Origin of the sequence: Herbaspirillum lusitanum P6-12 (assembly GCF_000256565.1) — a bacterium.
GTDB lineage: Bacteria > Pseudomonadota > Gammaproteobacteria > Burkholderiales > Burkholderiaceae_D > Herbaspirillum > Herbaspirillum lusitanum.
In genome coordinates this window covers 1-14,191 of record NZ_AJHH01000782.1, presented here as the reverse complement: position 1 = coordinate 14,191, position 14,191 = coordinate 1, and the positions used below count along the sequence as shown (strand labels likewise).

At 56.5% G+C, this 14,191-nt stretch carries 13 protein-coding genes and 1 tRNA gene; 7 read left to right on the top strand and 7 right to left on the bottom strand.

What is annotated here, in order from left to right:
* Window positions 1–154: 154 nt before the first annotated feature.
* Entirely contained in the window at window positions 155–2,116 is a 1,962-nt protein-coding gene (locus tag HLUSI_RS0125230) for a glucokinase (RefSeq protein WP_029364018.1), read from the top strand.
* A gap of 381 nt (window positions 2,117–2,497) precedes the next feature.
* Here HLUSI_RS0125230 and HLUSI_RS0125225 read toward each other — a convergent pair whose 3' ends face one another.
* The gene (locus HLUSI_RS0125225) at window positions 2,498–3,616 is read right to left on the bottom strand and encodes a porin (RefSeq protein ID WP_016836575.1); all 1,119 of its coding nucleotides are present in this window, start codon (window positions 3,614–3,616) and stop codon (window positions 2,498–2,500) included.
* Window positions 3,617–3,887: 271 nt separating this feature from the next.
* On the opposite strand from HLUSI_RS0125225, the gene HLUSI_RS0125220 reads away from it, so the two are divergent.
* The 5 genes from HLUSI_RS0125220 (at window position 3,888) to HLUSI_RS32115 (ending at window position 7,021) form a co-directional block, all read left to right on the top strand.
* Window positions 3,888–4,226 (top strand): hypothetical protein, encoded by a 339-nt coding sequence (locus tag HLUSI_RS0125220; RefSeq protein ID WP_016836574.1) that lies wholly within the window; start codon window positions 3,888–3,890, stop codon window positions 4,224–4,226.
* Between the two features lie 151 nt (window positions 4,227–4,377).
* On the top strand, window positions 4,378–5,370 hold the full coding sequence (locus tag HLUSI_RS0125215; RefSeq protein ID WP_157138016.1) for a fused MFS/spermidine synthase: 993 nt from the start codon (window positions 4,378–4,380) through the stop codon (window positions 5,368–5,370).
* 56 nt (window positions 5,371–5,426) lie between these two features.
* Window positions 5,427–5,780, top strand: coding sequence for a YkgJ family cysteine cluster protein (locus tag HLUSI_RS32120; RefSeq protein ID WP_083831049.1), 354 nt, complete (start codon window positions 5,427–5,429; stop codon window positions 5,778–5,780).
* A 41-nt stretch (window positions 5,781–5,821) separates the two neighbouring features.
* Window positions 5,822–6,688, top strand: a complete 867-nt coding sequence (locus HLUSI_RS0125210; RefSeq protein ID WP_157138015.1) for a fused MFS/spermidine synthase — start codon at window positions 5,822–5,824, stop codon at window positions 6,686–6,688.
* Window positions 6,689–6,820: 132 nt separating this feature from the next.
* Window positions 6,821–7,021 carry a hypothetical protein gene (locus HLUSI_RS32115; RefSeq protein WP_016836571.1) on the top strand — a complete coding sequence of 67 codons (201 nt, stop codon included), beginning with the start codon at window positions 6,821–6,823 and terminating at the stop codon, window positions 7,019–7,021.
* 81 nt (window positions 7,022–7,102) lie between these two features.
* On the opposite strand, the gene HLUSI_RS0125200 is transcribed toward HLUSI_RS32115, so the two are convergent.
* Both HLUSI_RS0125200 and rpoD read right to left on the bottom strand, forming a co-directional pair.
* A tRNA-Ile gene (locus HLUSI_RS0125200) sits at window positions 7,103–7,181 on the bottom strand.
* 33 nt (window positions 7,182–7,214) lie between these two features.
* The gene (gene rpoD / locus HLUSI_RS0125195; RefSeq protein ID WP_016836570.1) at window positions 7,215–9,440 is read right to left on the bottom strand and encodes an RNA polymerase sigma factor RpoD; all 2,226 of its coding nucleotides are present in this window, start codon (window positions 9,438–9,440) and stop codon (window positions 7,215–7,217) included.
* A gap of 88 nt (window positions 9,441–9,528) precedes the next feature.
* Between rpoD and HLUSI_RS34550 the strand changes: the two genes are divergently transcribed.
* Window positions 9,529–10,137 carry a hypothetical protein gene (locus HLUSI_RS34550; RefSeq protein WP_238534081.1) on the top strand — a complete coding sequence of 203 codons (609 nt, stop codon included), beginning with the start codon at window positions 9,529–9,531 and terminating at the stop codon, window positions 10,135–10,137.
* Here the strand turns inward: HLUSI_RS34550 and dnaG are convergent.
* From dnaG to HLUSI_RS0125175, 4 genes are all read right to left on the bottom strand, one after another.
* Window positions 10,115–11,917: a DNA primase gene (gene dnaG, locus HLUSI_RS0125190; protein ID WP_016836569.1), complete on the bottom strand. Its 1,803-nt coding sequence runs from the start codon at window positions 11,915–11,917 to the stop codon at window positions 10,115–10,117. The two genes, HLUSI_RS34550 and dnaG, sit on opposite strands and share 23 nt — an antisense overlap.
* 24 nt (window positions 11,918–11,941) lie before the next feature.
* Window positions 11,942–12,391 carry a GatB/YqeY domain-containing protein gene (locus HLUSI_RS0125185; RefSeq protein ID WP_016836568.1) on the bottom strand — a complete coding sequence of 150 codons (450 nt, stop codon included), beginning with the start codon at window positions 12,389–12,391 and terminating at the stop codon, window positions 11,942–11,944.
* Between the two features lie 303 nt (window positions 12,392–12,694).
* Window positions 12,695–12,907 carry a 30S ribosomal protein S21 gene (gene rpsU, locus HLUSI_RS0125180; RefSeq protein WP_005665410.1) on the bottom strand — a complete coding sequence of 71 codons (213 nt, stop codon included), beginning with the start codon at window positions 12,905–12,907 and terminating at the stop codon, window positions 12,695–12,697.
* Window positions 12,908–13,068: 161 nt separating this feature from the next.
* On the bottom strand, window positions 13,069–14,191 hold a 1,123-nt coding region (locus HLUSI_RS0125175), incomplete at its 5' end, for a BaiN/RdsA family NAD(P)/FAD-dependent oxidoreductase (RefSeq protein ID WP_016836567.1).

Genomic DNA, 14,191 nt, shown 5'->3' with positions numbered 1-14,191 from the left:
GCGCCGGCGCGCACTGGCCAGAAGACCGGTGACGGCCACGGATTTGCGCAAAGCGAGCTAATATACGCCCACCAAAAATAAAAGCATCGCAGAGTACGCCCGCGCACAGCCTCACCGATACGCATAACAGTTTTTTTTCGGAAAGTTTTACTACATGTCTTCAGCATCGCTTATACATGGCAGCTACAACGCGTCGAACACCTTCATGGATGGTCCGCGTTTGTTGGCAGACATCGGCGGCACCAATGCGCGCTTCGCGCTGGAACGTGCTCCCGGACAGATAGATACGATCCAGACCTTGCGTTGCGCCGACTATGCGGAGTTTTCGCAGGCGGCCAGGGCTTACCTGGAAACCAACGAACACCCCGCCATCCACCATGCCGCCATCGCGATCGCCAATCCGGTGCAGGGCGACCAGATCAAGATGACCAATCACCATTGGGCGTTTTCGATTGAAGAGACGCGCAAGCTGCTCGGTCTCGATACGCTGCTGGTGGTCAACGATTTCACCGCGCTGTCGATGGCGTTGCCGCATCTGGAGCAATCGCATTGCGTGCAGATCGGCGGCGGCCAGGGACTCGAAGGCGGCGTGATCGGCCTGGTCGGCGCCGGCACCGGTCTCGGCGTGGGCGGCCTGATCCCGAGCGAAGGCCGCTGGATCGCGCTGGGCAGCGAGGGCGGCCACGTGTCGTTCTCGCCGGCCGACGAAAAGGAAGCGGCAATCCTGCAATATTGCTGGCGCACCTACAAGCACGTCTCGGCCGAACGCCTGATCTCCGGGCCCGGTCTGGAAATGATTTACAGCGCCTTGTGCGAGATCAACAAGATCAGGAACGCCGAAGAACTGACGGCGCCGCAAATCGTCGACCGCGCGCTGAATCAGAAAGATGCGCTGTGCCTGGAAGTGGTCGACGTCTTCTGCGGCATGCTCGGCACGCTGGCTTCCAATGTCGCGGTCACGCTCGGCACGCTGGGCGGCATCTACATCGGCGGCGGCGTGGTGCCGCATCTGGGCGACTACTTCGCACGTTCGGCCTTCCGCGCGCGCTTTGAAAGCAAGGGGCGTTTCGACGCCTACATGCAAAAGATCCCGACCTACGTCATCACCGCGCCCTACCCGGCTTTTGTCGGCGTCGCCGCGATTCTGGCCGAACGCCTGGGCGGCGGCAATGCCGTGCCTTTCCTGGAACGCATCCGCAAGGCGCGCTCGCAATTCTCGCCGGCCGAAGAACGCGTGGCCGGCTTGATCCTGGCGCATCCGCGTGCGGTCATGAGCGAGCCGATTTCGGAAATCGCCCGCCGCGCCAACGTCAGCCAGCCGACCGTGATCCGCTTCTGCCGCACCATGGGCTGCCAGGGCCTGGCCGATTTCAAACTGAAACTCGCCTCGGGCGTCACCGGCACCGTGCCGGTCGCGCACAGCCAGGTGCATATCGGCGACTCGGCGCTCGACGTCGGCGTGAAAGTGGTCGACAACACCATCGCCGCCATGATGGAAGTGCGCGACAGCCTCAACGCGGACACGCTGAGCAAGGTCATCGAAGTGCTGAGCCATGCCACGCGCGTGGAGTTCTACGGCTTCGGCAGCTGCGGCTTGGTGGCGGAAGACGCGCAACAGAAATTCTTCCGCCTCGGCATCCCATCGACCGCCTACACCGATCCGCAATTGCAGGAAGTCTCGGCCTCGCTGCTGAAGAACACCGACGTCGCGGTCATCATCTCCAACTCGGGCCGCCTGCGTCATCTGGCCACCACGGTCGAAGTTGCGGTGAACTCCGGCGCCACCATCATCGCGCTGGCGCCGAGCAATTCGCAACTGGCCAAGCGCGCCGACTACACGCTGGCGGTCGAGCACGATGAAGGCAGCATGATGCACATCCCGATGGTGTCGCGCATTCTGCTGCTGCTGCTGGTGGACGTGCTGGCGGTAGGCGTGTCGCTGAACCGCTCAAGCCCGTTCGCGGAGCTGCAGCGCCAAGCCAAGCGCGGCATCCTGGCCCACATCGCGTCGACGCACGACGTCCTCGGCGACAAGGTCTCGGCAGCCGACGATCATCCGGTGGAAAAGCACGGCGACGAGGGCAACAAACCCAATCTGATCTCACATACCAAGTAAGCGGCGGAGACAGGAAGGCGGGCTGCCTGTGCGGCGCCGGCCCTCCACATAAAAATAAACCGGCAAGGCCTGCAAGGCTTGCCGGTTTTTCTTTGTCGCGTTCTTTGCTTCTTTCTTGCTCTTCTTGGCGTCGCCGGATGGATTCTGAAGCGCCGTCCGCGCAGACAATAAAAAAGCCCGTTCAACATCGAACGGGCCAAGAGGGGGAGTTCCTCAGGATGTCACTACACCTACGATTACTCTGCGTTACGTGTGCCGCCCGACTAAAGTACAGCACGTTTGCTGCAGACCTGCGCGGGATGATTCCATCGCGACTATTAACGATGGAATCACGCCCGCGAGGACGGTGCCGGGATCACACGACCCCGGGCTTGTCTTGCATCAGAACGAGTGGCTGATACCAGTGTAGAACGCCTGCTGGTTTTGACCCTTGATACCGCCGCCACCGTACTCGACCGAGAAGTCGGAGTTGGCGCCGTTGCGAACGGTACCGACGGTTGCGTACAGCAGAGTGCGCTTGGACAGGCTGTAGTTACCGCCCAGGACGAACAGGTTCGCGCTGCCGACGCCAGCGTTAACGTTCACGTGATAAGCAGCACCGATCAGTGTCAGAGCTGGGGTGATCTGGTAGTTGGCACCCAACCAGTAGTGATTGGCGCGATCAGGATTACCTGTCGCTACGGAATTTGCACGCAGGTTTTCATAACCGGCGAACAGTTTCAGCTTGTCGATGGTCAGGGTGCCGCCCAGTGTCAGCTCTTTGGAAGAGTTGAACAGTGTCGAGTATTGACCGTTGGTGTCGCGTTGCACGTCATAGATGGCGCGCAGTTCATAGGTCGGTTGGACATAGGCCAGCGAAATACCGTCGCGGCTGCCGTTGTTGGAAACCACGCCTGTCGCTGTCGGCACACCCTTGGTGAACGAACCTGCTGCTTCGCCGAAGCCGTGCATCACGGTTGCCGTGAAGCCGCCGAAGTTTGGCGATTCATAGCTGACCATGTTGTTGGTTTGCGGCCAGTTGCGTTCCTTGACCAGCGTCGCTGTACTCAGCGCTTGCTGACCGGTCGGGTCCAGCGCCCAGATCGGATCGCTTTGGATCGCCAGGTCTTTACCAACCTTCAGGGTACCGGCCGAACCGCTCAGGCCGACGAAGGAACGACGTGACCACAATATGCCAGGATTGGAAGATGAGCTATTGACCGAACCATTTGAAGCGTCGAAGCCGCTTTCAATAGTGAAGATCGCCTTCAAACCGCCGCCCAAATCTTCAGTACCCTTGAAGCCGAACATGCTGGTGCCCCACTCATTGCCGTCGATGCCCCATTTGCTGCCACGGCTGCCATTGGCACCAGCCTGGTTGCTTTGGTAATTGATGCCGGCGTCGATACGACCGTAGACGGTGACGTTAGTCTGAGCCTGAGCGCTTGCGCATGCGCCGGCCATGACGGCAGCAATAGCGAGCGGCTTCGCAATGAATGCGACCTTTGATGCTTTTTTCATTTCATCTCCTAAATATGCTTGTGGGGACTTCCACTATTTTTCGAGCATTGCACTCGAATTCTTTTTTATGGGCATTATTTCCACGCATCCATGTGACGGCTACGCTTCTTTTTGCCTCTCTACATTTCATGTAGTTTTACTAAAAATTTTATTTAATTCTACACATTAAAAAATTAATTTCCACGGTTTTTTACCGTAACTACATAGATTCAATAGATTTATTGCGAATTACAACACTTGATAGCCTCTGAAATGGAGAATATGTGTACTAATGTTACAAGTAAACTACATTTTTGAGTTTGAATATATTGCTGATGCGAACTTCATCTTTCCGGACCGAATGATTTTCGGGACAAAGAGGGAGTGGTGCCTGATGGCAATGAAAGACGCCATCCCGCGCTTCTCCCGACAGCGCAAAAAGCCAAGGCCCGGCAAACTGCCAGGCCTTCTATATATAGAGCGGGAAAACGAAGTTGCGCTACGCCAGGCAATCAGTCAGACACGCGCACTACCATCTTGCCGATTGCGCCCTTCCGGCAAACCAATGAACGCCGCCGGCGCATTTTCCATACCACCCACAACCTTCTCTCAGCTTGCCCCGCCCGGCTGACTGACACGCAACAACATGCTTAAACCGCGCAATACTGGCTCAGATGCTCTGCAAAATCGCCTCACGCTTAAGGAAGCAAGAGCCTGAAAAAGATGCATTTCATTGCAATATAATTATTCTAATATTTGTTTTACATTACAATGCAATGGTCATGATTAAATACAAAAAATATCCATCTGAAGCGTCAATATATTCGTCAAAACGAGCAGACATTACGGCCAATAATTTCTTGCTAGGGAAATCCACGCGCTCGTTGCGGCTGTTACCCAAGCGCGTCCGTTTTTATCTACAGGCGTTGCTCGAAGACGCAGATCCGCCTGTTTCGGAAGAATTTATACCGATGGTGGTCGATCGATTCGATGATCTGATGTCCACATCAGCAGATGGAAAGCCATTCATTTATTCCAACGGCCAATCGGCTTATTTGCATTTCAATATGCTATCGGTACATAGTGAAATGGATATGCAAGCGCCATTTCGCCTGGCACTCGGCTATACACAAACGATGATGGGATTTCTATTTTTCCATCAAGATCCCGTGTCAATTGCGATGATCGGGCTCGGTGGAGGTTCTTTACCAAAGTACTGTCATCAGCATCTTCCCAACTCGTTGATTACGGTGCTCGAAAATAATAGCGACGTAATCGCTTTGCGTGACCATTTTCTGATTCCGCAGGACGATGACCGCTTGTCCGTCCAATGCGTGGATGGCGCTGATTTCGTCAAAAGACATAAAGAAAAATACGACGTGTTGATCGTCGATGGTTTTGACCGTGTCGGCCAACCTGCTCAATTGTGCAGTCAGGACTTTTACGACAACGCATACCAGATGCTTGATGACGGGGGCATTATGGTCGTCAATCTGATCGATATTGACTATGTCGGCCAGGTGTATGTGGATCGCATTCGGCGCAGTTTCGACAATGCCGTGATCGTCATTCCTGTTTTCGATTCCATGAACCAAGTTGTTTTCGCCTGCAAGGGAACCGCGCTTCAAACATCCAATAAGACGCTTATCAGACGCTTAAAAGAAATCGTTGGCGGGCATACGGTGGATCTATGCCAAGTGCTACAAAGCATCTTGCAGCAACGTCAGCTCGAGTCGGTGATGCACCAACGGCCTATGAGAAAAACGGCATGCTGATATTTTCAGCGGTCTGAATCAGTTTTCGTAATCGCCCCAAACACAGCGAAGTACTCATGACAACCAACATCCAAAAAATAAAATTCTTTCGCCGTCATATTCCCACTTTCGTTTGCAAACCTGGATGCGTTGATTGTTGCGGCCCCGTGACAACCTCGCCAGAAGAAATGTCACGGCTACCGGTTAAAACAACGAAGGAACACGCTACTGCATTGGAAAATCTGAGTTGCCCTCATCTGGGCAACGATGGTTGCCAGGTCTATGATGACCGCCCGCTTATTTGCCGCCTGTTTGGAACGACACCATCGTTAGCGTGCCCTAATGGCTGCAAACCGGAAGTAATGATTGCACCTGGCATCGAAAAAAAGATCCACGAGTTTTTTTCCGCGACGCGCCAAGTGCTGGTCTGATTTTTATTGCATGTCCTTGTCTACCGTTGAAGTTGAAGAAAATGAAACATACATTACTCAAGAGTTTTCAGAAAAAAGCCAGTGCATTTGAGGAGGCTTATCTGGCCAGCAAAGGAAAACCATTTTTTTTTGACAGTGACGACATGCGTACACTGCATTTTGATGCCCGATTCATTCAAAGCGCCATGCGGCTGAGTGATCCGGACGAACTTCTCCTCAGTTACACACGCGGCATGATGATTTTCTTGCTGTTCAATCCCCAGCCGAGGTCAATATTGATGATCGGTTTGGGAGGCGGGTCCTTGGCTAAATATTGCCATCGCATGTTTCCGGATACGAACATCACCGTATTGGAAATTGATGAAGATGTGATCGCATTGCGCGAGGACTTTGCAGTTCCCCCCGACAGTGAACGTTTCGTGGTGCTGCACACCGATGCGAAAGACTACATTGCAACAATGGAAGCGAAAGTGGACGTCATTTTGCACGATGGTTTCGACGCAAATGGTTTGGTGCCAGCATTAAACACCACTGCTTTTTACACCACCTGCCGGGCAGCGCTGTCTGAAAATGGCATCCTCGTCTCCAATTTTTGGGGCGATGACGAAGATCTGGCCTCATCGATGGAACGACTCTGGTCGGCGTTTGACTCGCGACTCTGGTGGAGTACTGCAACTGCCAGCTTAAATCGCGTAGTGTGCGCATTACACGGCAACCAGGATGCAGCCCTCTCAGACCTGCAGAAACAGGCCGTGGTACTGGATCATCTCTACAAGTTGGGGTTCGAGGGGTTGGCCGAACGTTTCCAGACCGGGCAAGGCAAGACAAAGGCGGAATTCAATACCATGTCAGGGACGACTCCTTTAAGCGCCCTCATGCTGGTCGAAAATGGCGACACAAAAAAGTAGTGAAGCAGTGCGGGCATCCATTCGGTTGCGAAATGATGCTGCAAGTCACATCAGCGGCACGACTGATCAAATTTTTCAAAGATTTTTATTGTAATTTGATTATAATTTTCATCATTCACATCAGGGACTATCATGGAAAATAAAACCGCTCGACTGACGGTACTCGTCGACCCGATCAAGAAAAAGGCATTTGAAGAGCTGTGCTTCAGCCAAGATTTGACCCCATCCCAAGTCATTCGACAATTGATGCGCGATTACATGGAACGTTTTGGCGTTGACTATAGTACCAAGAGCAATGTGGGCGGTAAAAGCGAAGTGCGTAACCCTGCATAAGATGCTCAGACTTGGTTTCAACCGGAGAAACAAAAACGCCACTCTTCAGAGTGGCGTTTTTCCTGATTACTCAGAGTTTTTTGGTGGCCCCCCCGTGAGTCGAACACGGCACCAACGGATTATGAGTCCGCTGCTCTAACCAAGCATGAGCTAGGGGGCCTGAGTCTGGCCGGGACCGAAGTCCCGGTCTGACTTAGTTACCTTCCAGGAAGCTCTTCAGCTTGTCGGAGCGCGACGGATGGCGCAGCTTGCGCAGCGCTTTTGCCTCTATTTGACGAATGCGCTCGCGCGTGACGTCGAATTGCTTGCCGACTTCTTCCAGCGTGTGGTCGGTCGACATTTCGATGCCGAAACGCATGCGCAGCACCTTGGCTTCGCGTGGCGTCAGGGAATCGAGGATGTCCTTGACCACGCCGCGCATCGAAGCGTGCAACGCCGCATCGGCCGGGGCCAATGTGTTGTTGTCTTCGATGAAGTCGCCCAGGTGCGAATCGTCGTCGTCGCCGATCGGCGTTTCCATGGAGATCGGCTCCTTGGCGATCTTCATGATCTTGCGGATCTTGTCTTCCGGCATTTCCATCTTGATGGCCAGCGTCGCCGGGTCAGGTTCTGCACCGGTTTCCTGCAGGATCTGACGCGAGATGCGGTTCATCTTGTTGATGGTTTCGATCATGTGCACCGGGATACGGATGGTGCGTGCCTGGTCGGCGATCGAACGTGTAATTGCCTGGCGAATCCACCATGTCGCATAGGTCGAGAACTTGTAGCCGCGACGGTATTCGAACTTGTCCACGGCCTTCATCAGGCCGATGTTGCCTTCCTGGATCAGATCAAGGAATTGCAGGCCGCGGTTGGTGTACTTCTTGGCGATCGAGATCACGAGACGCAGGTTGGCCTCGGTCATTTCACGCTTGGCCATGCGCGCCTTCTTCTCGCCGGCGCCCATCTTCTTGTTGATGCCGCGCAGGTCAGGCAATGGCAGCACGACGCGCGCTTGCAGGTCGATCAGCTTCTGTTGCAGTTCCTTGATGGCCGGTACGTTACGCGCCAGCACGACGCTGTAGGCGTGGTTGCCGTTGACTTCGCCATCAACCCAGTCCAGGTTGCTTTCGTTGCCCGGGAAAACCTTGATGAAATGCGCGCGCGGCATGTTGCACTTGTTGACGGCGACGTCGAGGATCTGACGCTCGATCTGGCGCACTTCGTCGACTTGCGCACGCAGCGTGTCGCACAGTTTTTCAACGACCTTGGCGGTGAAGCGGATGCCGAGCAACTCGTTGGAAATGATTTCCTGCGCCTTGACGTACGGCTTGGAGTTGTAGCCTTCTTTTTCGAAGGCCTTGCGCATGTTGTCGAACTGGGTCGAGATGGTGGCGAACTTGCCCAGCGCATCGCGCTTGAGCTGTTCCAACTGCTCGGCGGAGAAACCTGCGGCGCCGCCGGTGTTGCTGCTTTCGCCTTCTTCTTCCTCTTCCTCGCCGTCTTCTTCGTCGTCCTCTTCGTCTTCTTCATCCGAAGCGGCGGCGACAACGACTTCGCCTTCGCTCATGTCCACCAGGCCGTCGACGATTTCGTCGACCTTGATTTCGTCTTTCGAGATCTTGTCGGCGGCGACCAGGATTTCAGCGATCGTGGTCGGGCAAGCGGAGATCGCCTGGATCATGTCCTTCAGGCCGTCTTCGATGCGCTTGGCGATTTCGATTTCGCCTTCGCGGGTCAGCAGTTCGACCGAGCCCATTTCGCGCATGTACATGCGGACCGGGTCGGTGGTGCGACCGAAATCGGAGTCGACGGTCGACAGCGCAGCTTCGGCCGCAGCTTCAGCGTCGTCGTCGCTGGCGACGTTGGCGACGTTGTCGGAGAGCAGCAATGTTTCAGCATCAGGCGCGTGTTCGTACACGGAGATGCCCATGTCATTGAACGTGCCGATGATGCCTTCGATGGCTTCCGGATCGACGATGTTTTCCGGCAGGTGATCGTTGATTTCGGAGAAGGTGAGGTAGCCGCGCTCCTTACCCTGCTTGATCAGGGTCTTGAGCTTTTGGCGGCGACGCTCGAGTTCTTCTTCGGTGGCTTCGGTGTCGGACGAGAAGGCGTCTTTCAGCAGCGCCTTTTCCTTGGCTTTGCGATCCTTGGCCTTGGCTTTGTCGACGGCCTTGAGTTCGGCGCGCTCAACCGCATTCAGTGCGGCGATTTCGTCGTTCTCCGGCTGGAATTCCTTCGGCTTGCGGCCACGGCGGCCCGGCACCTTGACGGACGGCAAAATGTAGCCGGACGTATCGATGGCGGCCAGTGCGGCGGCGTCGGTCGTCTGGCTTACGCCAGGCGCGATCATGACGCTGACGTCTTTGACTTCGCTCTTGACTGCTGCTTTGGCTGCAGGCTTGGCGGTTTTCGGTTCAGGTTTCTTGGTTGTCACAGAAGCTTTCGATTGCACAGAAGCCGGCTTGATGCTGGCTTGAGATAAGTTCTTCTTCGTTGGCGTTGCAGCCGCTTTGGTCGTCGCTTTGGCGACTACCGGCACTGCAGCGCGAACCGCCGTAGAAGCAGGTTTGGCACTGGATTTTTTCGCCGAGGCTGTCGATGCAGCTTTCGCTGGCGAGCTTGTTGCCCTTACTGCCGTCGCCGTTGCTTTGCCGGTAGGCTTTGCAGCAGCTGTTTTCTTCGGGACCGATCGTGATACAGGGGTCGACTTGCTTGCCGGCTTGACGGCCGGCTTGGTGTTTTTAGCGGAAGGTGTCGGAGTTTTTGCGGTTTTCTTCATTGCATCTGCCATAGAATCAAAGCCAAGTGAGTCAAACTCATTGCGCCATTCAAACCATGCTTTTCCTGCATCTCATATCACTTGGATACGATTTGCCCGCGCAACGTTCCTAAATCTTTCGTCCCCTGCATTTCTTGTCCAATGCGATGGCTTATTTGCCTTCATTCGCTCTATGGACCGATGGTTCAATGAATCTTTGCCGCATCACGAGTTATGTTTCGCCGCGGAATTAAAGCCTTGGATTATAACATATATAGGGTGTTTTTCCCGGAGATCAAGGCAATCCTGCGTAACATCCAGCCCCGATCGTCCCTCAACACCTCTCAAAATCATCCGAAATCGGCTCCCGTGAGACGTTTCAGATGTTCCTTCCTCTGCATCAATTCCCGGTAGCGGCTTTGGGCGATTTCATTCCTCAGGCCGGCAATCGACAACTGCTTCATTTCATCCTCGACCTGGCGCATTTTCATCTGGCGCACCGCACCGGCCATTTCTTGCCGGACGACATCGAATTCGGATTCCGCCTCGGTCTCGGCCGCGATTTCGGCGATCAGGCTTTCAAAATCCGCCCCGCCGTCGCGCAGCAGTTCGACCAGCGTCGCGAAATTGGCCTGCTCGCCCATGCTGCGGCAGGCTTCAACCAGTTGCGTCACCATCTGCGCATGATCGGGCGCATGGTGACCGACCACCATCAGGGTGTCGTTGTCCAGGTCGCTCGCCAAGGCCGGATGCGCCACCAGCAGCCGCACGATCTGACGTTCCAGCCCGACCGGCGCCATGCGCTTGCTGCGCGGCGGCGGCCGGCGCGTACTTGCCTGCACCACCGGCCTGGACAATTCGAACAACGCCTCGATTTCAGCCGGCGTGGTCTGCGTGACCTGCGCCAGGCTGCGCACGATCTGCAGACGCAAGGACGACGGCGGCAATGCCTGCAACATCGGCTTGGCGTCGAACTGCGCGCGGGCGCGGCCTTCCGGCGTGGTCATATCGTTGTCGCCGACCACTTCCTTGATCAGGAACTGCGACAGCGGCATCGCTTCTTTAATTTGCTGCTCGAACGCTTCGGCGCCTTTTTCGCGCACGTAGCTGTCCGGATCGTGCTCCTTCGGCAGGAACAGGAACTTGATGATCTTGTTGTCCGAGGCATGGATCAGGCACGCGTCCAGCGCGCGCCGTCGTCCGGCCGAGTCGCCGTCGAAGCTGAACACCACCTCGTCGGTCTGACGCAATAATTTCTGCACGTGGATCGGCGTGCATGCCGTACCCAGCGTCGCCACTGCCTGCGGGAAACCCAGCTGCGCCAGCGCCACTACATCCATGTAGCCTTCGGTCACCAGCACATAGCCCGCTTCGCGGATCGCCTGGCGCGCCTCGAACAAACCGTACAGCTCGCTACCCTTTTGAAATAGCGGCGTTTCCGGGGAGTTCAAGTACTTCGGTTCGCCGCCGTCCATGACGCGGCCGCCGAAACCGATGACCTGGCCCTTGGTATTGCGGATCGGAAACATGACGCGATGGCGGAAGCGGTCGTAACGCTTGCGCCCCATGCGCTGGCCGCCGTCCTCGTCGCTCTTGTCGATCACCAGGCCAGACTCGACCAGGGCTTCGTTGTCGTAGTCGGGGAAAACCTGGCGCAGGCTATCCCACTCGTCGGGCGAATAGCCCAGCCCGAAGCGGGCGGCGATCTCGCCGGTCAGCCCGCGCCCCTTGAGATAGGCGATGGCCGGCTGGGCGCTGCGCAGCTGGTGACGGTAGAAATCGTTGGCGCGCGTCATCACGTCCGACAGGGCCATGCTCTTGGCCTGCTTCTCCTGGCGCTGCGCCAGGGGGATGCTGTCTTCGCGCTCGGGAACCACCATGCCGACGTTCTGGGCCAGGTCCTTGACGGCTTCGACGAAGCCCATGCCGGAATATTCGATCAGGAAACTGATGGCCGTTCCATGCGCGCCGCAGCCGAAGCAGTGATAGAACTGCTTGGTCGGACTGACCGTGAAGCTTGGCGATTTTTCGTTATGGAACGGGCACAAGCCCATGAAGTTGGCGCCGCCCTTTTTGAGCTGCACGTACTTGCCAACCACATCGACTATATCGACGCGGTTGAGCAAATCCTGAATGAACGACTGTGGAATCACAAGGAGTCAGCGTCCCGACAAGATTCAGGCAGCGGCCAAGGCAGCCTTGACCAAAGCGGACACGGCGGTCATGTCGGCGCGACCGGCCAGCTTCGGCTTCAGCACGCCCATGACCTTGCCCATGTCTTGCGGACCGGCGGCGCCGGTGGCGGCCACGGCGGCTTGCACTTCAGCCTTGATCTCGTCATCGGACAGGCCGGCAGGCATGTACGCGGTCAGAATGGCCAGTTCGGCCTTCTCGATGTCGGCCAGATCCTGGCGACCGCCGGCTTCGAACTGGCTGATGGAATCCTTGCGCTGCTTGACCATCTTGTCGATGATCGCCAGCACCATCGCATCGTCGAGCTCAACGCGCTCGTCGACTTCCTTTTGCTTCATCGCCGCGGTGATCAGGCGAATCGTACCCAGCCTGGTCGCCTCTTTGGCGCGCATCGCCGCCTTCATGTCTTCGGTGATTTGCTCTTTCAGACCCATTGCATTCTCCAGAGATAAGCGATTGATTCAATCTAGCACAAGCCTCAAATCCCGGTCGCTGAAGTGCGTCGCAAAGGACTTATATGAGACCACGTAGGCCGTCGATAAGCGTAGCGAGCAGGACCGACATGTGGATCGAGGAGCGGAATCGTACGAATGTACGATGAGCGCCGCAGACCGCATGCCGGTTCGCGCAGTAGCTTAGCGACGGCCTACGAATGCGAAAACCCGCTGTGGCGTGTACCAGAGCGGGTTTAACGTGGTCGCGCACACCTCGCAACGAGGCGGCGCGACGGGAATTTCTTAGTACAGCTTCTTAGGCAGTTGCTGGCTGCGGATGCGCTTGTAGTGACGCTTCACTGCAGCTGCCAGCTTGCGCTTGCGTTCTGCTGTCGGCTTTTCGTAAAACTCGCGCGCGCGCAACTCGGTCAACAGACCGGTTTTTTCAATAGTGCGCTTGAAGCGGCGCATGGCGACTTCGAACGGCTCGTTTTCTTTAAGACGAATAGTGGTCATGTAGATTCAAACCAAAGAGGTTAGGTTGGATACGGAAAGAACGCGATTTTAGCAGACCGAAGCGGCAAATGGAAGCTTTACCGTGGCTTTTTTCCAACCGAGCGGCAAAAAATCCAAATAAATCAACGATTTGGGATGCGTGCCGGAAACATACACTCCCTCTATTCAATAGCCTGCCCCGCCGCCACGCCCGACGCCCAGGCCCACTGGAAGTTGTAGCCGCCCAGCCAGCCGGTCACGTCGACCGCCTCGCCGATGAAATGCAGGCCCGGCACCTTGTTGACCATCATGCTCTGCTGCGACAGCTCGCGCGTATCGATACCGCCCATGGTGACTTCGGCCTTGCGGTAGCCCTCCGAGCCGTTCGGCTTGATGGTCCAGCGATTGAGCGCTTCACCCACCTGGCGCAATTGCTTGTCCGGCATGTCGGCGATGCGCGCCGTGCCGTCGAATCCGTTGGCTTTGAGCAGGCCGTCGGCCAGCCGCGCCGGCAGCCATTGCCCCAGCAGGTTGCCGAGATTCTTCTTGAGCGTGGTCTTGCCTTCGATGAGAGTGTCGGCGACGTCGATCTGCGGCAGCAGGTTCAGCGTCAGCGACGCGCCTTGCTGCCAGAAACTGGAAATCTGCAGGATTGCCGGGCCGGACAAGCCGCGATGGGTAAACAACAGGTCTTCGAGGAAATAGCCGCGCTCTTTCTTGACGCCGGTCTCGACCTCGACTTCCAGCGCGATGCCGGCCAGATCGACGAAAGGCTGCCAGCCGGCGCCGTCGAAAGTCAGCGGCACCAGGCCCGGACGCGTCTCGACCAGCTGGACCTCGAACTGCTTGGCGATGCGATAGGCAAAGTCGGTGGCGCCGATCTTGGGAATCGACAGGCCGCCCGTGGCGATCACCACGTGGCGCGCCAGGATTTCGCCGGAATCGGTCTCCAGCCGGAACAACTCGCCGTCCTTGCCCACCGAGGCCACGCCGCACGGCATGCGCCACTCGACGTGGCCGGAATCGCACTCCGCCTTGAGCATGGCGATGATTTCTTCGGACGAGTCGCTGCAGAACAATTGCCCCTTGTGCTTCTCATGGAAGCTGATCTGGTAGCGTTTGACCAGCGCGAGGAAGTCCTGCGGCGTGTAGCGCGACAAGGCGCTTTTGCAGAAATGGGGATTTTGCGAGAGGAAATTCTGCGGCGTCGCGCCGATGTTGGTGAAGTTGCAACGGCCGCCGCCGGAGATGCGGATCTTCTCGGCCAGCTTGGACGCGTGGTCGATCAGCACCACCGACTTGCCG